This is a genomic window from Pseudomonas sp. TUM25319, assembly GCF_056388475.1.
This window is the reverse complement of the sequence record NZ_CM150751.1, coordinates 594,632-611,798: the sequence shown is the minus strand read 5'-3', so window position 1 is coordinate 611,798 and position 17,167 is coordinate 594,632. Positions and strand designations below refer to the sequence as shown.

The following is a 17,167-nucleotide window of genomic DNA, read 5'->3' as shown; positions in this document are numbered from 1 at the left end:
CCCTCCCAGGGTTCCTTATCCGGAACTATTCTGCCACAAGAAATATCCGTTGCGCTCAGCCTTTGACCATCAAGCAGCATCAGGCTTTAGTGGTTCCCGCCAACTAATTCGACGGTCATCACGCAACCGCTCATTGACGTGATTAAACAACTGGCAGATCGGCACAATCTCATTGCTGGTATAAACCCGATCGATTTTTTCAATGTCGCCAAAGCCACCCGTGTTCTCCGGAATGATTCCAGCCAGTGCGGGATTCATGCGCCAGGCGGCAATGATGTCGTTCCTGGTGATGTTCTTCACCTTCTCCAGCTCATCCCGCGCCTGGAAATCACCAACCGGAATAATCTTGATTGCGTTCTCCTGCCCACCCGGGATGTTGACGAACATCGACCGGAAGTTACCCACACCCTTGCTCGCGCTGATCTGAGCCCGCAGGTTGTCTTCGTCTTCTTCACTCAGGTTCGGGTCGTTGGTGTAGAAGATGTACCCAGCGTGGGCCCCGTTGCTGTAGTAGCGCCGGCGGAACAGCGTGGCCGCCTCGTTGAGCAGCAGCGCCTGCAGGCCGCCGAGGTAGTCGGGGATACCGTAGATGTTCTGCTCGACGTCGTAGTCCATGACATGGACCACCTCGTCCTGGTCGAACTCCTCCTCCTGCCCGTTGGGTAGCAACTGGACGAACCCACCATCCACCTTCACCCGCATGTTTATGGCCGGCAGGTGCTCCAGCTCCAGGACGTGCCCCAGGAAGTTCTCATGCGCCAGGAAGTAGGCTTCGCCGAAGACCATGTAGTCCATCGCGGCACACCCCATGGTGTAAGCACTGCAGCCCAGCGAGGGGATGAACTCGCGGATCAGCAGGTTGCGCTTGAACTTCGGGATCGCTCCATGGTGAGCGTTAGCCCGCAGCAGCTTGGCCAGGCCTGCCCGTGATACGGGCGGCTTGTACAGGCGCCCATCGTCGCTGGCGAACACGCCCAGGTACTCGCCCATATTGGCGGTTAGGACCTGTTCGGGCTCACCGAACGTGAACAGTCGCGTGGGCTGTTTGCCTCGTTGCTGCCCGGTCTGTGCTTTTTTCCGTTGCCGTTGATTGCGCATGTGTTCCGCTCAAGAGGTAGCGGCTGGAGCGCCGCTTGTTGGTGTTCAGGGGCTCGTTGTAGAGGGCGTGCATGACTGCCCAGGCTATGTCGGCATGGCCGGTGGCGTCGGTCCGGGAAGCGCTGAAGGTGATCTGGCCGCCGCCGGTGGTGCCACGCTTGATCGTCAGGAACGCCTGAGCGATATCGGTCCAGCTCGCTTCCCACTCGATCCGGCCCGCCCGGATGACGTCCTGGGCCTTGAGTACCAGCGTGGTCTTGGTTTCGAGGCTGTAGTGGATCCTGACCGCCTTCGGATAGAAGTCGTGCACCAGGTCATAAACGCCGATCCCTACTCCCGTCGTATCGATCCCGATGTGCTGGACGTTGAAACGCTGGGTCAGCTTCTTGACCTGGGCGGCCTGATAGGTGAACGACTGGCCGCGCCAACTGTGTTTCTCCAGGATCCGGAACTTGCCACCAGGCTCCGCCGGCGGCGCCACGACCACACACGTCGCATCGTCGCGGGTTCGGCTTGGGTCGTAGCCCAGCCACACCGGCGCGTTGCCGAACGGCCGTGGGTCGTCCGGCTTGTAGTCGTCCCACAGGCCAATGTCCGAGTAACAACGCTCCAGGTGGGAGAGGGAGAACGCTGACTGAGTGCTATCGATGAATTTGCACATGAACAGCTGTTCGAAGCGCTCTTCGTCGTTCTCCAGGCGCAAGCGATCAATGTTGAACAGGTGGCATCCGCCGGCAATCGCATCCTCCAGCGTGATGATTTTCCGCCACTGCCCATCCGGACAGAGCGTGCCGGCATGTATCTCTGCCTCGCTTGGCCATGGGCCGGCTTTCTTGCCGCGTGAGTCGTTGCGGAACGTCTCACCCGTCCAGAAGGGATAGGCCTCATGCGTGACGGCGCTGGGGGTAGAAAAGTAGGTTTGGCGCCACTTCTCGTGCGATGCCATACCACTGGCCACGGTCTGGATCTTGGCGAAGCGCGGGATCCAGAACACCTCATCGACATACAGGTGCCCGTGGTAACTCTGAGCGGTGGACGCGTTGGTCGACAGGAAACGAAGCTCGGCCCAGGGCTTGCCATCTTTACTCAGCTTGATGGGGTTGCCGGTCAGATCGATGTCGAACCACTTACTGGCGAAGGAGACGATGTAGCTCCGGAAGACCTCAGACTGGGCACGGCTGGCGGACAGGAATATCTGGTTATCGCCTGTCAGCACCGCATCCATGAACGCCTCGGCGGCAAAGTAGTACGTCAGGCCGATCTGGCGACTCTTGAGAATGTTGCGGATCCGAGCGGTCAGCGGGTTCTGCTTGGCGGCGAACAGCTCCTGCTGGTAGGCGAACATGGTCGAGGTGAACTTCTCCAGGAAGTCGACCTCGGTCAGCTGGCTGATGTCGTTCTTCAGCTTCTTGCCGCGCTTCTTCTCGCCATCATCGTCGCGGTGGGCACGTTCCCCACGTCGGCCTCGCCGGCGCTCTTGTGGCTCGCCTGCAGGCTGATCGTTGGCCGGTGGCTGTGTGGCCTTGCCGGTCTGCTTCAGCAACCGTTCCCGCAGGGACGTCAGCCGGTCCAGCTCGTCCAGTTCGCCCTTGGTCAGCGTCTCCACTTTTTCCAGGATAAGGGTGATCCTCCGGCTGACAGCGGTCAGCGGCTCCTCATCCGTCAGCATTTCGTCCCAGCTGTAGGTCCGGATCCAGTGATAGATGATCCGCACGTTGGGCAGCTTGAGCTGCGCCTGAATCTCTTTCACCGAGGCGCGGCGAAGGTAGAGGCGTTTGGCGGCTTCCTTGACTTCGATCGAATAGTTCATGGGCCGCAGTCTATGCGGCGAAAACCCTGAAAACGCGGGGTAAAACTGCGCGAAATTCCTAGATCGTGGAAATAGGAATTTCGCTCAATCGAACCGTTTGGCGGGGCCCGTTTCGCTCCCTATGGTGGCGCTCATCGACCACCACCGAGCGTTTCAACCCATGCCCCGATCCCTTGTCTCCTACTGGAAACGCGTAGCTGTCAGCGGCTCGACCGCCGACAACCGCGAGATCACAGTCCAGGAGCTTCGCGAGTGTGCGGAGACTTACAGCCTCTCCACCTACACCGGCGTGATCTGGAACGAGCACGATCGGGAAAAGGAAACGCTCGGGACCGTTTACGCCATCCGCCTGGTTGAAGATGACCCGGAACTGGCGCCTGGCCAGGTGGCCCTGGAGGCACAGCTCAAGCCGAACGACGACCTGCTCTATCTGAACGACCGGGGCAAGAAACTGTTCACCAGCGTGGAGATCACCCCGAACTTCGCCAACACCGGCCGCTTCTACCTGACCGGCTTGGCCGTCACCGACTCGCCGGCCAGCCTGGGCACTCAGGAGCTGTATTTCTCCCGGCGCGGCAACAAAGGGCGCCGCTACGCCAAATCCTCCTACTTCTGCGCCGCCGTTCCGCTGACCTCGCTGCGTGAAGGTAGCCAGCAACAAGGCGAGTTCCGCCGCTTCTTCTCCGCCCTGACCGGCCTTTGCAAGCGCTTCGCCGACATCAGCAACCCCGATACCCCATCCCCCGACGAGACCAATCCAATGGATGAAGCAACCGCCAAGGCGCTCAAGGCGCTGACCGACCAACTCGTAATCATTCTGGCCGGTTTCCAAGCCGTGCTTGAGCCAGTCCTGGAAGGCGTCGACACCGCCGGTACCGAGGAACACGTAGATGCCGTGGGCACTGCTGTCCAGGACGTCGTCGACGAGGCCGACGAAAACCGCGAGTTCAACCGCAAGGGCAGCAAAGCCGCCAAGGGCAAGGACGAGGTCAAGGAACTGAGCGCCCGCGTCGAGGAGCTTACCGAGACCATGACCCAGATGTTCAACTCGACCCAAAATCGCCGCCAGGTGAAGCGCAATACCGGCCCAGCTGACAACAAGAAGCGCGGCGGGGGCCTGCGCTAATGGGCGCCCTTTCGAAACGCGCTGCAGCGGAGTACCTGCAGCTCCAGTACGACCTGGCTGAGGCGTACAGCGTCGACGATGCTACCCGGACCTTTGCGGTGGAGCCGACCCACGCTCAGGAACTGAACGAACAGATCACCGAGCGCGTGGACTTCCTCGGTCGGATCAACGTCATCGGCGTGACCGAAATCAAGGGCGAGAAGGTGCTGCTGGGTCTGAACGGACCCGCGACCGGCCGCACCGATACCGATGAAAACGACCGCGAGCCGAGCAACCTGCTCGACCTCAAGAACAACATCTACGAGCTGTTCCACACCGAGACTGACGTCTCGCTCAAGTTCGCCACCATTGATGCCTGGGCCAAATTCCCCGAGTTCGCCCGCAAGTACCTGGAGGCGGTCCAGAAACGCATCGCCCTGGACCGGATCCTGATTGGCTGGAACGGTACCCATGTCGCGAAACAGTCCAACAAGACCAATTACCCACTGCTCCAGGACGTGAACAAAGGCTGGCTGCAGATCGCGCGTGAACAGATCCCCGAGCAGGTCCTGAAACCAGCCGACCCGGCTACCAAGATCAAGATCGGTGCGGGTGGCGACTACGCCAACCTCGACGCCGCGGTGCACGACGTCAAGCAGATGATTGACCCGGTGTTCCGCGATGAGGGCGACCTGATCGTCATCGTCGGCTCCGATCTGCTCGCCCACGAAAAGGGCAAGCTGTATGCCGCACAAGGCCGGACCCCGACCGAGAAGGAGCGCGTGGAAGAAGCCCAGGTGATCGACACCTACGGCGGCCTGCCTTCTTTCGTCGTCCCCTTCTTCCCGGCCAAGGGCATCCTGGTCACTTCCTGGAACAACCTGTCCATTTACTTCCAGGACAGCAGCTGGCGTCGTCACCTGCTGGAGAACCCCAAGCGTTCCCGCGTCGAGGACTACAACGGCCGCAACGAGGGCTATGTGATCGAGCAGTTGGGCAAGTTCGCCTATCTGGAATCCGACCAAGTGGAAACCGTATGAGCCTCGCCCTGGAGCACAAGCGCCGGATGCTGGCTCAGGGCAGCGTAGCTGTCGCCAGCATGGTCGCGGCTGCAGCCCTGCCCTACTCGCCTGCCGAAGCTCTGAGCAGCCCAGCGAATGCACGGAAGCATCTCGCACTCATGGAGGCCAGCCTGGACCAGGACCTGGCGCGACTCAGCGATATGTCTGGCCGCACTGCCGCCCGACAGGATTTGAAGCGCGACGAGCTGCTGCCCAAGTACGACGACTACATCCAGCGCTACCTGCAGTCCGACCTGGTGTTCCCGAACCGTGTCCTGATCCAGGTGATGATCTGGCTGTTCGACACTGCTCAACTGGACGACGCCCTGGCGCTCGCGGACATCGCGATCGAGCAAAAGCAGGTCATGCCGGAAGGCTTCAAGCGCCGGGATATCCAGACTTTTGTGGCCGATGCGGTCTTGGAATGGGCCGAAGCCGAGCACCAGGCCAAGCGTAGCCCCGAGCCATACCTGTCGGACCTTGTTCACCGCGTCGACGGCGAGTGGGAGGTGCCAGAGCAGATCCCGGCCAAGTACCACAAGCTGATTGGCATCAGGGCCATGGAGGCCGAGCCCAAGGAATGGGCGATCGCGGTGATGCACCTGGAGCGTGCGCACGAGCTCTATCCGAAGGTTGGCGTCGGTACCCGGATCGAGAACTGCCGCAAGGCCCTGCGCAAGGCCGAGGTCGCGCAAGCGGCCGCCGTCGGCACTGCATAACGACTACCCCCCCAGCGGGAACCCGTGAAGCGAGTCAGCCACTTGTGGCTTGCCCCGTGGCAACGGTGTTTCCCGCCCTTTTCGAGTGGCCAGCATGAGCTTTTCAGGCAAACCCAACACGGTCGTAGACCAGACCATCAAGAACGACGGCTTTTGGCCCGACCTCTCGCTGGCTGATTACCAGAAGGCTTACCGCCTGCCAGGCGAGTACCTGGGCGACGTGCTGGTCACTCAACTTGAACATGCGATGGGCGAAGTAAATGCCGACCTCGATCGCGTGAAAGCCGAGCTGCAGAACGCCGGCGTGGTCACTTTGGAGGCTGCCGCCGATGCCACGACCGTCTCCGGCTGGGCTTACGCATTCAAGGTCACGCTGTACCAGCGTGCGGTCTACTGCAGGGCCAAATCCACGGCCCTGACCGACTTCGCCACCGTCACCCGCCGCGAGGTCGCCGAGAACACCGGCAAGGAAGCCCCGGAGCGCTCGGAGACCTACCTGGCGCTGAGCCAGCAGGCCGTCCGCGCCCTGCAGGGCCGCAGCCGCATCACGGCCGCACTGGTATGAACAAGCTCAAGGCGCTGACCGCGTACCTGGTCGACCGGCAGTTGGTGCAGCCCGAGCAGTTGGACAGCTGGACCGAGCAGGTCGACCTCGCGCAAGTGTGGAACGACACAGAACAGGGCCTGCACATGGGCAACATGCGCTACCGGGCGGTCATCAGCATGGAGCGCTTCCAGGATCACCCCGGGCGCCTGATGGCACTGGTCGGCAGTTGGCTGGAAACCCACGACCCGGACCGTGACCGTCACGAACTGCCGGCGCCGACGTTCAGCATCGAGCCGATCGATCTCGGCAACGACCTGTTCGACGTCGACCTGGTGCTGGAGCTGGTCGACCCGCTGTATCTGTCGGAAGACCCGGCCGGCGAGTTCGAGGCCTTCGGCAAGCGCTGGTCGTTCGAGCCCTTTGACCTGTGGATAGCCGAGACGGGCGAGGTCGTCAGCCATGGCCAGTAGGCTCGCGGACCTCGACATTCGTGGCCTGCTCGATGCCCAGGACCAACTGGCGCTCCTGCAGCTGCCGCCCCAACTGCGCCGGCGACTGCTCAACAACGTCTCCAAGCGCGCCCGTTCCCAGGGGCGCAAGCGGATCCGCGAGCAGCGCAACCTGGACGGCTCAGCATTCGCCCCGCGCAACAGCACCGAGCCCGGCAAGAAGAAGATGGAGGCCGGCCTGGGCAAGCGCCTGCAGGTGACCAGCCTCACGCCTGACCAGGTTGTCCTGGGCTGGAAGAACGGGCTGACCGGCTGGATCGCTGCCCAGCAGCACAACGGCGCATCCGAGCGCCGCACCGCGCAGCAGATGCGCCGCTGGAATCGCGTACCCGAAGGCGCCGTATCGACACCGCGCCAGGCCAAGCGCCTACGCCGGCTGGGCTTTCGCGTGCGTATGGAAGGCAAGAAGCGCCTCACCCGGCCACCCGTGGCCTGGATCCTCGAACACGTCAGCTACATGCAGGCCGGCCTGCTGATCCGGATCCTCGACGAGGAGCGCGGCGAGACCACCGGCGCCGACAGTTGGGAGATCAAAGTGCCGAAACGGCAGTTCCTGGGCGCGAGCCCCGAAGAAACCCGCGACCTGGTGCAGCAGGTGCTGCAGCAGATCCTCAATTCACCCCGTTAACGAGGCATCCACATGGCACTCGGACAAGTCAGCGTCAACAACCTCAACCTCGGCCAGGGCGCTGTGGCCGAGGTGGAGCGCTACTTCCTTTTCATCGGCCCTGCCGCCAAGAACGTCGGCAAGCTGCTGGCCCTCAACACCCAGTCTGACCTCGATGTCGATCTGGGCGTTGCTGACAGCGACCTGAAAACCCAGATCACCGCAGCCCGGGCCAACGGCGGCGATCGCTGGGCCTGCGTCGCGGCGCCGATCGGCGCCGAAGGGGACTGGCAGACCGCGCTGGAATACTCGGCCCAGCAGGGTTTTTCCGTCGAGGCCGCAGTCATCACCCAGCCCGTCGATGCAGGCGCTGACCTGCTGGCCATGCACACCGCCGTCGAGACCTTGAGCAACAAGTACGGGCGCCGGATGTTCGTCATTGCGGCATCTGCCGGCATCTTGCCGACCGCCACTTGGGCGGATTACCTGGTGGAACAGAAGGCGATCACCGCGAACATCGCCGCGCCGCGTGTCGTGGTCGTGCCCCAGTTGCACGGTAACGACCTCGGCGTGCTGGCCGGCCGCCTGGCCAATGCGGCCTGGAGCATCGCCGACACCCCGATGCGCGTTGCCAGCGGCGCCGTGGTCGGCTTGGGCGAGACCCCGGTGGACAAGGACCTGGTACCGCTGCCATCGGCCGTCCGGAGCGAACTCGACAAGTCACGTTTCTCCGTCTCTCAGACCTACCCGGACTACGAGGGCGTGTATTGGGGCGACGCGAACCTGCTCGACACCGCTGCCAGCGACTACCAGGTGATCGAGAACCTGCGCCTGGCCGACAAGGCCGCCCGCCAGATCCGCCCGCGGCTGATCCGCCGCATCGGTGACCGCCGGCTGAACAACACCTCCGGCAGCATCGCCTCGAACACCAGCTACCTGATGACCCCCCTGCGCAAGATGGCCAAGGCCGTGACGTTCGGCGGCGAGGTGTTCCCGGGCGAGATCCAGTCGCCTCGGGACGGCGACCTGGTGATCTCCTGGAAGAGCCGTACCGCGGTCGAGGTGTTCATCAAGATCCGGCCGTACAACTGCCCCAAGGACATCACCGCGAACATCGCGCTGGACCTTTCCCAGGACGAGGAATAACCCATGGCCAAAATCAGTGGCATGAACTTCGACATCAACGTGGGCGACCTGAAGATCCACGTTGAAACCGCCACCCTGGACATCACCGACAACAGCGCGGTAGCCCAGACCAAGGGCGTACCGGATGGATGGGTCGCCGGCGACGTCGCGGCCAGCGGTGAACTGGAGCTGGACTCCTACAACTTCAGCCTGCTGATGGAAGCGGCCAAGGCCGCCGGCAGCTTCCGCGAGCTGGAGCCCTTCGACCAGCTGTTCTACGCCAAGACCCCGACCGAGGAGATCCGCGTTGAGGCGTTCGCCTGCAAGGCGAAAATTTCCAGCCTGCTCAACATCGACGGCAAGGGCGGCGAGAAGACCAAACACAAGGTGCCGTACGACGTCACCAGTCCGGACTTCATCCGCATCAACGGCGTGCCGTACCTGTCCGCCGCCGAGATCGAGGGCCTGAGCTGATGGTCTGCCCGTTCGACCGCGCTCAGAGGCTGGAGCAGCGACAGCGTGACCAGGCGATCGCCGCCGCGCTGGCCAAGGTCCGGTCGAAGAGCACGGGCCCGAGCCTGGACGAGTGCAAGGACTGCGGCGACGAGATCCCCGAAGCGCGTCGCGCCCTGGGCAGTATGACCCGCTGCGTTCCGTGCCAGACCACTTTCGAGAAGAGGGGCCAACGATGAGTGCGAATCAGGCCGCCCAGGACACTGCCATCGCCGTGGCCAAGGCCGCGCCGGCGATCGGAGTAGCCGCGACGGGCGCCACGGGAACCGTCGATTGGTCGGCGGTCGCCTACATGCTGACTGCTCTGTACATGGTGCTGCAGATCGTCCTCCTCGTTCCCAAGTACCGCCAGATGCTGCGCGACTGGAGGGGCAAGCCATGAGCCTGCGCAACAAGATCCTGACCGGGTCGATCGCTCTGGTACTGAGCAGCAGCACGCTGATGGCGTTCCTGGGCAATTGGGAAGGCGACGGCCAGAACGTCGTCTATGCCGACAAGCTGGCCCGTGGGCTGCCGACCGTCTGCAAGGGCATCACCCGTTACACAAGCCCGTATCCGGTCGTGGTCGGTGACTACTGGTCGCCGGCGCGTTGCGCCGAGGTCGAGCACCTGGTGGTCAGCAAGGGCCAACTGGAGCTGGCCGACTGCCTGACCAACGTCAGGATCAGCCAGAACACGTTCGATGCTCTGAGCAGTCACGCGCACAACTTCGGCGCGCCGAACACCTGCGCGAGCCGGGCGGTCGGCTGGATCAACGCCGGCGATATCGCCCGGGGCTGCAAGGCATTGGCCTGGGCGCCGGACGGCAAGACGCCGGTTTGGGCCTTCATCACCGATGCCCAGGGCAAGAAAGTGTTCGTCCAGGGCTTGCACAACCGCCGCTTGGCCGAAATGGAGCTCTGCGCCCGATGAACACCGTCACCCAACTTCTTTTCGCCCTGGTGCTGGCCGGCGCGACGTTCTGGATGTTCGACGACCTGAACGATCAGCTCGACAGCACCAGGACCGAGCGCGACCAGGCCCAGTACGAACGGGACGGCCTGCGCGAGGCTGCGCGGATCGCTGGCGAACGGCTGGCGATCGCGGCCGCAAACGACTTCAAGCACACCCAGGAACTGAAACATGAGCTCGATGACATTGATGACCTGCAGCGTGGTGTTGGCGATGGCCATAAGCGGCTGCTCGTCAAAGCCACCTGCAGCGCCGCAGTGCCCACCAGTGCCAGCGCCGCCGGCGTGGCTGATGCAGGAACCGCCGAACTCGCTGCAGACGCTCGACCGGATTATTTCACCCTCAGACGAGAGCTTGCCCTCAGCCGGCGAATGATTCTCGGCCTGCAGGACCACCTGCGACTCTGCCCTACAACCCCTACCACTACTGGAGCACCACAATGACCGGACGCACTGAGATCACCCTGGAAATCAATGGCCAGGCCTTCGACTTCCGCATGGACGTCGCCCTGCAGACCAAATACATCAACGGCCTGACCCAGGCCAACAAGGTGGCCCCGTCCCACAACCTGCTGATGGCCGCCGTGGTACCCGAGCACAAGGAAGCGCTGAAGCCTTTCCTGGTGCACCCGACCACCACCCTCGAAATCGCCGGTGCCCTGGTCGAGGAGTTCTCGCCGAAGGTTGAGGTCACCGTAAAAAAGCGCGAGAGCACGCCGAGCGACTGACCGACGACGGCCTGGGCCAGATGCTGGCCCTGGCCGAGCGCTGGCTGCCCGGCGCGCCTGCGACACCCGAAACACTGGGCACCGCCCTGTGGCTTGAAACGAACCACTGGGAGCGTATGGAGCAAGCGGTGGCCAACGGCATAGCCCGAGCATTCAACGGAAGCTGACCCCACATGGCGAACACCTCAAGCCGCCTGGACTTCATTCTGGCACTGACCGACAAGGTCACCGCGCCACTGGCCAAGGTGACGGCGGGTTTCAATGACCTCGCTGAAAAAAGCGAGGCCAACATCAAGCAGATCGGCGCCGGCGTGGCGGGTCTTTGGGGCTCGCTGACCGGCATCGATGCCGCGTTGGAACCCGCCCTGGAAGTGAACCGCGCCCTCGGCGACGTTCGATCGCTGGGCGTTGCCGAAAATGCCCTGGACGCGCTGAACCAGAAGTCCCTCGAGTTCTCGATCCAGTACGGCGAGAACGCCCATGAATTCGTCGCATCGGCCTACAAGATCGAGGGCGCCATCAAGGGCCTGGCCGGCTCCCAGCTCGCCACCTTTACCAACACAAGCAACGTGTTGGCCAAGGCCACGAAGTCCGACAAGGAAGTCATGAGCGAGTACATCGGCACGATGTACAACCTGCAGAAGCAACATGCGGACGCCATGGGCAAGAACGAATGGGTCGAGAAACTGGGCGGCCAGACCGCACTGGCGGTCGGGCTGTTCCGCACCAGCGGCGAGCAGATCAAAGACGCATTCAAGGAATCCGGGGCGATCGCCACCGCCGCCGGCATCGACCTGGCCGAGCAGATGGCGGTCATCGGCTCACTGTCCAGCACCATGGAAGGCGGCGACGCCGGCGGCCGCTATAAAGCGTTCTTCGAGAACATCGAGAACGCCTCGGAAAAGCTGGGGTTGAAGTTCACGGACACCAACGGAAAGGTCCTGCCGATGGTCGACATCCTGGACAAGCTCCAGGGCAAGTTCGGCGACCTGCGCGGCGCGGCCGCGAACGCCAAGATCGTCGAGGCCTTCGGTGGCGAGGGTGCCCAGGTGATCGGTGCGCTGGCCAGCGACACCGAGCGGTTCAAGAACGGGCTGGATCAGCTCGGCAAGGTGCGCGGCCTGGAGCAGGCCGAGAAGATGGCCCAGGCGATGGTCGACCCGTGGCAACAGTTCGGCGCGGCCGTCCAGGCGTTGCGTATCGCCTTTGGCCAGGCGCTGATCCCGATTCTGCAGCCGCTGATGACCCGCCTGGTCGATATCGGAAAGACCCTGGTGCGCTGGACCAAGCTGTTTCCGAACATCACCCGTCTGATCGGCATCGCCACGCTGACAGTGCTGGCAATCACGGCCGCGCTCAGCGCCCTGACCATTGTCGTCGGGCTGAGCAAGATGACCTGGCTGGGCCTCAACGTGGTATGGACCCTGCTGACCTGGACGGGCTGGAAGAGCATCGCGATGTTCTTCAAGCACACCGTGGTGCTGTCGATCTTCATGGTCCGCCTGGTCGCCATGGTCGCCTGGATGGGAATCGTAAAGGTGGCCACGCTGGCCTGGCAGAGCGCGATCTGGCTGGTGAACGCCGCACTCGCGGCGAACCCCGTGGGCCTGGTCATTGCCGGCATCGTCGCGCTGGCCGCTGCGATCACCGCCGTGATCGTGTACTGGGACGACATCAAGGCGGCGATTATGGACACCGCCGCGTTTCAGTGGTGCGCGGAGCAGCTGCAGGCGCTTGGCACCTGGTTCGATTCAATGGGCGGCTGGGCCGGCATGGTCAGTGCCGCGTGGGACAGCATCGTCTCGATCTTCAAGAAGGCGATCGCCGGCGTCATCGAGCTGCTGAACAAGATCCCGGGCGTGAGTATCGATGCGAGTTTCGGCGAGATGCCGGCGGCGCCGCAGGTTCCGGAAATCCCGGGCCAGACGGTGCCTGTCGGGGTTATGCCGATCCAGACGCCGCCCGTGCTCACCTCGATGCCTCCGGTGCAGCAGCTCCTGCAGGTGCCCCAGCGCGGACCGGTTGTGCCCTCGGTTCCTGGCCCTGCAGTACCGCAGACGCCCATCCGCGTAGAGGTTGAGGCCCCTGCAGCACAGGTCGAGCGCACCCGCGAGCGGATGGTTCAAGCGGCGCCGAGCATCACCCCGACGCGCCCGACCGCGGTGCCGAAAGGCGGCCTGATGAGCAGCATCCAGAACACCACCAACAACACCGATCGCAGGCCGCACATCGAGAAAGTCGAGATCAACACCAGCAAGCCCATGACCCCGCTTGAGCTGGAAAACATGATCGGGATGGCGGTCGGCTGATATGGGTGAGTACATCGACTTGCTGATCCAGGGCAATGACCTGGTGCTCGATGCGTCCCGTCAGCCGCTGCTGATCGAGGACCGAGCCAGCATTGCCCAGGACATCGGCCACATGATCCGCGAGAGCGGGCTGCTGGTGACCCTTGTCGCTGAGCGCAGCAAGCAGCGTCAGGCCGACTGCGTGCTGCAGATGGAACTGCTGGTGGAAGACGACGAGCGCCTGGTGCCCGGTACCGCCCGCATTACCCAGGAAGGCCTTGGCGTGTACCTCATCACAGCCAAGACCCTGAAATTCGGAGATATCGAGGTGTATTTGTGAGCGACGTGGATTTTCGCCAGGCGCTGAGCGACGCCGGCATTCCAACGACCGAAGCAGGTCTGAAAGCCGCATGGGAGGCCGAAGTGGCCGCGCAGGGCAGCAAGCTGAGCAACACCAGCAGCTACTCGCCCTTTTGGCGCCTGGTCACGGCTCTGGTGACCAAGCCAGTGCTGTGGCTGATCGCCCTGGTCAGCGACACGGTCCTGCCGAACTTCTTCGTCAAGACCGCGACCGGCGCCTGGCTGGAAATGCTCGCCTGGGCGGTGAACATCGAGCGCAAGGGCGCGACGAAAGCCGAGGGCGTGCTGCTGTTCACCCGCGAGAGCCCCGCCGGCGAACTGGTGATCCGTGCCGGCGTCCTGGTGCAGTCCGCAGCGATCAATGGCCACGTCTACCAGCTGGTGACGACGGAGGACCTGGTCATTCCTGACGGCCTGCTGCAGAAGACGGTCAAGGTCGAGGCCGTCGAGGTCGGCAGCGGCTACAACCTGGCCCCGGGTTACTACGCGATCCTGGTCGAGCCGATCCCGGGGATTGCCCAGGTCGTCAACGCCGACAGCTGGCTGACGACGCCCGGGGCAGATCCCGAGCCTGACGACCAGCTGCGCCTTCGCACGCGCAACCAGTTCAGCGCCGTCAATCAGTGGCACACGGATGCGGTCTACCGCGCCCTGATTACCGCGTTCGCCGGCGTTCGGCCGGATGGCGTCTACTTCCTGCACGGTGCACCACGCGGCCCGGGCAGTGCCAATGCCTACGTGTTGTTCGACGCCGGCGTACCGGCGGAGGCCTTCCTGCAGGAGATCAACGCTCACATCCGGGACGCCGGCAATCACGGGCACGGCGACGACATGCTGGCCATGGTGATGCCGGAGACCCAGCACGCTCTGGCCGTCACTGTCTGGCTGCGCGCCAACCTGACCTCGATGCGCCGAACCAGCCTGCAGACCGACATCGAGCTGTTTATTCGGGCCGCGTTTCGCGAGAGCACCGCGAGCGACTACCAGCCGACGCTGACCTTCCCCCAGTCGCGGTTCTCGTTCAGCCGCCTGGGGGAAGAGCTGCACCAAACCTTCCCCGACATCGACTCGCTGCAGTTCGGCAATGACGACATCGTTTCGGAGCTGAGTATCCCGCGCATCGCCAGCCTGCAGGTCGTGCTCGCATGATCCGGCTCAAACTGCCTTTCTGGCTCGCCGGCCCCGAGCTGGCCAAGCTCAAGCAGTCCGCCCAGGGCTGGTGGGAAAAGGTGGAAGGCTGGCTGCAGTGGCCGCTGCTGCAGCTCGACGCCGAGACCTGTCACCTGACGATCCTTGACCTGATGGCCTGGCAGCGGGACATCACGCGGTTCAAGGGCGAGCCGGAAAGCCTCTACCGGCTGCGCGTGAAGTACGCCTTCATCAACGCCGTGGACGCCGGCAGCACGGCCGGCCTCAAGCGCATCTTGCGCCGCCTCGGCGTCGGCTACGTCGAGATCGAGGAGCGCATGGAAGACCGGGACTGGGACGTCGTGCTCCTGCGCCTTTCCGACTCCCAGCTCTCTGAGAACCCCGAGCTGTTGCGCGTGCTGATCCAGCAGTACGGCCGCACCTGCCGGCGTTACGACTTCGTGACCATCACCCCCGTTTCGCTGCGTGTCTACGCGGCCGACTTCAACGACGATCAGCAGACGCTGGTCGCGACCCTGTAGGAGCCATCAGTGGCCAGGATCACAATTGCCGGCGAAAGCCTCATTGCCCAAAAGCAGGGCGCGCAGCAGCTGCTGCAGATCACCCGGTTCATCTACGCGAACGTGCCCGGCCTCGATGCCTCTGCGCCGGTAGACCGCGCTGCAGGCAAGCCGCCGGCAGGCCAGATCGTCCACACCTACGCAATTCCGCCGGAGAACAGCGGGTATGTGAACCCGAACCAGGTCGTTTACAGCTCGATGCTCGGTAGTGATATCGGGGACTTCGACTGGAACTGGCTCGGCCTTGAGTCGGCCGAGGGCGTGCTGTTCGCGGTCGCGTACGTGCCACTGCAGCAGAAGCGCAAGAACATTCCGCCGCTGCAGATCGGCAACAACGTCACCCGCAACATCCTGGTGGAGTACAGCGGCGCGCAGGAACTGACCGGCATCAGCATCGATGCGAGCACCTGGCAACACGACTTTACCGCTCGCCTGGCAGGGGTCGACGAGCGCGAGCGCCTGAGCAACCGCGACGTATACGGCAGGGCCTGTTTCCTCGGTACCGCGCTGCAGCTGGAAAAAGTCGGAAGCGCCTACCAGCTCAAGCCAGGCACCGCGTACTTGGAGGGGATCAGGGTCAGCTTCAGTGCCGCCACGCCGGTGGCTGTGCCGGCACTGCCTGCCCAGGCATGGCTGGACGTGTCGCTGCAGCGCCAGGGCAATGACCGCGTGGCGCTGGCAACGGTGGTATTCGGCGCCAACCTGGTCGACTACACCGACGCTGCAAGTACCCAGCACTACCTGATTCCGCTGGCCGAGATCCTGAACGCTGCGACTATCAACGATCTGCGCGCTGTTGAGCCGATTGATCTGCCCCTGGTGAAGGCGTTCGCCACGGTGCAGGCCCTGCAGCAAGTGAATACCCGGGTCACCGCGCTGGTCGACGGCACTACGCCGGCCGGCAAGGCCAAGCAGCTGAGCACTGCGCGAAGCCTATCGATCGCCGGCGCCGGCTTTGGCGCTGTCGCATTCGACGGCACAACGGACGTGGTGATCCCGTTCACGCTGGCCAATTCCGGTGTGCTCGACGGTATCTACACGAAGGTTCAGGTCACATCGAAGGGGATTGTTGTCGCAGGCCAGCAGTTGTCCGCTGGAGATATCCCGTCACTGGACTGGAGCAAGATCACAACCGGGCATCCGACCTCCCTTGCGGGTTACGGCATTAGCGACGGCCTGCAGCGTGGCGCATACGGCCTGGGCGGGCAGAACGCACCGGACAGCAATATCGACACGATCGGCTTGCCCGGCGGCTTTCACGTCTGCGTTACCGACGCCTATGCGATGCCGAAGTACACCACTGTCCTGAACATGCCGTATGCGTCGAACGGCGCAGCCCAGATAGCAATCCACCAGGGGCTGGCCGGGGTCAAGATGTTGGTGCGTTCGACCCAGTTCAGCGGCAGTTGGACACCGATCTACGAGGTCTATCACACCGGCAACCTTGATCCTTCTGCGATCCTGCCGGCCGGGTGCGTGGTCATGTTTGCCGCCGCCGTGGCTCCGTCGGGCTTCATCAAAGCCAATGGTGCAGCAGTGTCCAGGACCACCTTCGCCCGCTTGTTTGCTGCGATCGGCATTCAATACGGTGCTGGGGATGGCTTCACAACGTTCAACGTTCCAGACCTACGCGGTGAGTTCTTGCGCGGCTGGGACGACGGTCGAAATGTCGACCCCGGCCGGACCTTCGGCAGCGCTCAGGCTGGGCAGAACGCCGCGCACACCCACGCAGCGACTGTGTCGACGAACGGCGTTCACTATCACGACATCAACGGCACGGCGGCTTCCGCAGGCGATCACAGCCACAACTTGCGCAAAGCGAGTTCGGGTAACAACACGATCGGCGCCTACACCTCTCCAGCGAACGAGGGCGGCAGTTACGCCACAACCGAGACAGCCGGAGCACACACCCACACGGTCACAGGCACTGCGTCTTGGGCCGGAGACCACACCCACACCGTTTCGATCGCTTGGGACGGCGGCACCGAGGCACGCCCGCGCAACATCGCGCTGCTCGCCTGCATCAAATACTGAGGTA

General features: G+C 63.4%; 21 protein-coding genes. 19 read left to right on the top strand and 2 right to left on the bottom strand.

Annotation, left to right across the window (positions count from 1 at the left end):
• Nucleotides 1-69 precede the first annotated feature (69 nt).
• Nucleotides 70-990, bottom strand: a complete 921-nt coding sequence (locus AC05QJ_RS02945) for a phage portal protein (RefSeq protein WP_476747855.1) — start codon at nucleotides 988-990, stop codon at nucleotides 70-72.
• A gap of 25 nt (nucleotides 991-1,015) precedes the next feature.
• Entirely contained in the window at nucleotides 1,016-2,908 is a 1,893-nt protein-coding gene (locus AC05QJ_RS02940) for a terminase large subunit domain-containing protein (protein WP_476745507.1), read from the bottom strand.
• Between the two features lie 160 nt (nucleotides 2,909-3,068).
• Between AC05QJ_RS02940 and AC05QJ_RS02935 the strand changes: the two genes are divergently transcribed.
• From AC05QJ_RS02935 to AC05QJ_RS02845, 19 genes are all read left to right on the top strand, one after another.
• Nucleotides 3,069-4,034, top strand: coding sequence for a GPO family capsid scaffolding protein (locus tag AC05QJ_RS02935; RefSeq protein WP_476745506.1), 966 nt, complete (start codon nucleotides 3,069-3,071; stop codon nucleotides 4,032-4,034).
• Nucleotides 4,034-5,053, top strand: a complete 1,020-nt coding sequence (locus tag AC05QJ_RS02930) for a phage major capsid protein, P2 family (protein WP_476745505.1) — start codon at nucleotides 4,034-4,036, stop codon at nucleotides 5,051-5,053. The genes AC05QJ_RS02935 and AC05QJ_RS02930 overlap by 1 nt, the downstream gene beginning before the upstream one ends.
• Nucleotides 5,050-5,793 carry a phage terminase small subunit gene (gene gpM, locus AC05QJ_RS02925; RefSeq protein WP_476745504.1) on the top strand — a complete coding sequence of 248 codons (744 nt, stop codon included), beginning with the start codon at nucleotides 5,050-5,052 and terminating at the stop codon, nucleotides 5,791-5,793. The genes AC05QJ_RS02930 and gpM overlap by 4 nt, the downstream gene beginning before the upstream one ends.
• Before the next feature lie 94 nt (nucleotides 5,794-5,887).
• Nucleotides 5,888-6,358: a head completion/stabilization protein gene (locus AC05QJ_RS02920; RefSeq protein ID WP_476745503.1), complete on the top strand. Its 471-nt coding sequence runs from the start codon at nucleotides 5,888-5,890 to the stop codon at nucleotides 6,356-6,358.
• Nucleotides 6,355-6,810 carry a phage tail protein gene (locus tag AC05QJ_RS02915; protein ID WP_476745502.1) on the top strand — a complete coding sequence of 152 codons (456 nt, stop codon included), beginning with the start codon at nucleotides 6,355-6,357 and terminating at the stop codon, nucleotides 6,808-6,810. The genes AC05QJ_RS02920 and AC05QJ_RS02915 overlap by 4 nt, the downstream gene beginning before the upstream one ends.
• Nucleotides 6,800-7,477, top strand: a complete 678-nt coding sequence (locus tag AC05QJ_RS02910) for a virion morphogenesis protein (RefSeq protein ID WP_476745501.1) — start codon at nucleotides 6,800-6,802, stop codon at nucleotides 7,475-7,477. Before AC05QJ_RS02915 ends, AC05QJ_RS02910 begins: the two co-directional genes overlap by 11 nt.
• Before the next feature lie 12 nt (nucleotides 7,478-7,489).
• Entirely contained in the window at nucleotides 7,490-8,602 is a 1,113-nt protein-coding gene (locus tag AC05QJ_RS02905) for a DUF2586 domain-containing protein (protein WP_476745500.1), read from the top strand.
• Between the two features lie 3 nt (nucleotides 8,603-8,605).
• Nucleotides 8,606-9,055 carry a phage protein gene (locus AC05QJ_RS02900; RefSeq protein WP_476745499.1) on the top strand — a complete coding sequence of 150 codons (450 nt, stop codon included), beginning with the start codon at nucleotides 8,606-8,608 and terminating at the stop codon, nucleotides 9,053-9,055.
• Nucleotides 9,055-9,273, top strand: a complete 219-nt coding sequence (locus tag AC05QJ_RS02895) for a TraR/DksA C4-type zinc finger protein (protein WP_476745498.1) — start codon at nucleotides 9,055-9,057, stop codon at nucleotides 9,271-9,273. The genes AC05QJ_RS02900 and AC05QJ_RS02895 overlap by 1 nt, the downstream gene beginning before the upstream one ends.
• Nucleotides 9,270-9,476 (top strand): hypothetical protein, encoded by a 207-nt coding sequence (locus AC05QJ_RS02890; RefSeq protein ID WP_476745497.1) that lies wholly within the window; start codon nucleotides 9,270-9,272, stop codon nucleotides 9,474-9,476. The genes AC05QJ_RS02895 and AC05QJ_RS02890 overlap by 4 nt, the downstream gene beginning before the upstream one ends.
• Nucleotides 9,473-10,006, top strand: a complete 534-nt coding sequence (locus AC05QJ_RS02885; RefSeq protein ID WP_476745496.1) for a lysozyme — start codon at nucleotides 9,473-9,475, stop codon at nucleotides 10,004-10,006. Before AC05QJ_RS02890 ends, AC05QJ_RS02885 begins: the two co-directional genes overlap by 4 nt.
• On the top strand, nucleotides 10,003-10,488 hold the full coding sequence (locus AC05QJ_RS02880) for a lysis system i-spanin subunit Rz (protein ID WP_476745495.1): 486 nt from the start codon (nucleotides 10,003-10,005) through the stop codon (nucleotides 10,486-10,488). Before AC05QJ_RS02885 ends, AC05QJ_RS02880 begins: the two co-directional genes overlap by 4 nt.
• A complete protein-coding gene (locus AC05QJ_RS02875) occupies nucleotides 10,485-10,772 on the top strand; it encodes a putative phage tail assembly chaperone (RefSeq protein ID WP_476745494.1) in 288 nt (95 codons plus the stop codon). Before AC05QJ_RS02880 ends, AC05QJ_RS02875 begins: the two co-directional genes overlap by 4 nt.
• A 20-nt stretch (nucleotides 10,773-10,792) precedes the next feature.
• On the top strand, nucleotides 10,793-10,939 hold the full coding sequence (locus AC05QJ_RS02870) for a DUF6890 family protein (RefSeq protein WP_476745493.1): 147 nt from the start codon (nucleotides 10,793-10,795) through the stop codon (nucleotides 10,937-10,939).
• 6 nt (nucleotides 10,940-10,945) lie between these two features.
• A complete protein-coding gene (locus AC05QJ_RS02865; protein WP_476745492.1) occupies nucleotides 10,946-13,081 on the top strand; it encodes a phage tail tape measure protein in 2,136 nt (711 codons plus the stop codon).
• 1 nt (nucleotide 13,082) lies between these two features.
• A complete protein-coding gene (locus AC05QJ_RS02860; RefSeq protein ID WP_476745491.1) occupies nucleotides 13,083-13,400 on the top strand; it encodes a DUF2590 family protein in 318 nt (105 codons plus the stop codon).
• Nucleotides 13,397-14,569, top strand: a complete 1,173-nt coding sequence (locus AC05QJ_RS02855) for a baseplate J/gp47 family protein (protein ID WP_476745490.1) — start codon at nucleotides 13,397-13,399, stop codon at nucleotides 14,567-14,569. The genes AC05QJ_RS02860 and AC05QJ_RS02855 overlap by 4 nt, the downstream gene beginning before the upstream one ends.
• The gene (locus AC05QJ_RS02850; protein ID WP_476745489.1) at nucleotides 14,566-15,090 is read left to right on the top strand and encodes a phage tail protein; all 525 of its coding nucleotides are present in this window, start codon (nucleotides 14,566-14,568) and stop codon (nucleotides 15,088-15,090) included. The genes AC05QJ_RS02855 and AC05QJ_RS02850 overlap by 4 nt, the downstream gene beginning before the upstream one ends.
• Nucleotides 15,091-15,099: 9 nt before the next feature.
• Nucleotides 15,100-17,163, top strand: coding sequence for a phage tail-collar fiber domain-containing protein (locus tag AC05QJ_RS02845; RefSeq protein WP_476745488.1), 2,064 nt, complete (start codon nucleotides 15,100-15,102; stop codon nucleotides 17,161-17,163).
• Nucleotides 17,164-17,167 lie beyond the last annotated feature (4 nt).

Excerpts from the sequence above, each read along its gene's own strand:
- AC05QJ_RS02945 (WP_476747855.1), bottom strand. The coding sequence starts at position 990 with ATGGGCGAGTACCTGGGCGTGTTCGCCAGCGACGATGGGCGCCTGTAC.
- AC05QJ_RS02940 (WP_476745507.1), bottom strand. The coding sequence starts at position 2,908 with ATGAACTATTCGATCGAAGTCAAGGAAGCCGCCAAACGCCTCTACCTT.
- AC05QJ_RS02935 (WP_476745506.1), top strand. The coding sequence starts at position 3,069 with ATGCCCCGATCCCTTGTCTCCTACTGGAAACGCGTAGCTGTCAGCGGC.
- AC05QJ_RS02930 (WP_476745505.1), top strand. The coding sequence starts at position 4,034 with ATGGGCGCCCTTTCGAAACGCGCTGCAGCGGAGTACCTGCAGCTCCAG.
- gpM (WP_476745504.1), top strand. The coding sequence starts at position 5,050 with ATGAGCCTCGCCCTGGAGCACAAGCGCCGGATGCTGGCTCAGGGCAGC.
- AC05QJ_RS02920 (WP_476745503.1), top strand. The coding sequence starts at position 5,888 with ATGAGCTTTTCAGGCAAACCCAACACGGTCGTAGACCAGACCATCAAG.
- AC05QJ_RS02915 (WP_476745502.1), top strand. The coding sequence starts at position 6,355 with ATGAACAAGCTCAAGGCGCTGACCGCGTACCTGGTCGACCGGCAGTTG.
- AC05QJ_RS02910 (WP_476745501.1), top strand. The coding sequence starts at position 6,800 with ATGGCCAGTAGGCTCGCGGACCTCGACATTCGTGGCCTGCTCGATGCC.
- AC05QJ_RS02905 (WP_476745500.1), top strand. The coding sequence starts at position 7,490 with ATGGCACTCGGACAAGTCAGCGTCAACAACCTCAACCTCGGCCAGGGC.
- AC05QJ_RS02900 (WP_476745499.1), top strand. The coding sequence starts at position 8,606 with ATGGCCAAAATCAGTGGCATGAACTTCGACATCAACGTGGGCGACCTG.
- AC05QJ_RS02895 (WP_476745498.1), top strand. The coding sequence starts at position 9,055 with ATGGTCTGCCCGTTCGACCGCGCTCAGAGGCTGGAGCAGCGACAGCGT.
- AC05QJ_RS02890 (WP_476745497.1), top strand. The coding sequence starts at position 9,270 with ATGAGTGCGAATCAGGCCGCCCAGGACACTGCCATCGCCGTGGCCAAG.
- AC05QJ_RS02885 (WP_476745496.1), top strand. The coding sequence starts at position 9,473 with ATGAGCCTGCGCAACAAGATCCTGACCGGGTCGATCGCTCTGGTACTG.
- AC05QJ_RS02880 (WP_476745495.1), top strand. The coding sequence starts at position 10,003 with ATGAACACCGTCACCCAACTTCTTTTCGCCCTGGTGCTGGCCGGCGCG.
- AC05QJ_RS02875 (WP_476745494.1), top strand. The coding sequence starts at position 10,485 with ATGACCGGACGCACTGAGATCACCCTGGAAATCAATGGCCAGGCCTTC.
- AC05QJ_RS02870 (WP_476745493.1), top strand. The coding sequence starts at position 10,793 with ATGCTGGCCCTGGCCGAGCGCTGGCTGCCCGGCGCGCCTGCGACACCC.
- AC05QJ_RS02865 (WP_476745492.1), top strand. The coding sequence starts at position 10,946 with ATGGCGAACACCTCAAGCCGCCTGGACTTCATTCTGGCACTGACCGAC.
- AC05QJ_RS02860 (WP_476745491.1), top strand. The coding sequence starts at position 13,083 with ATGGGTGAGTACATCGACTTGCTGATCCAGGGCAATGACCTGGTGCTC.
- AC05QJ_RS02850 (WP_476745489.1), top strand. The coding sequence starts at position 14,566 with ATGATCCGGCTCAAACTGCCTTTCTGGCTCGCCGGCCCCGAGCTGGCC.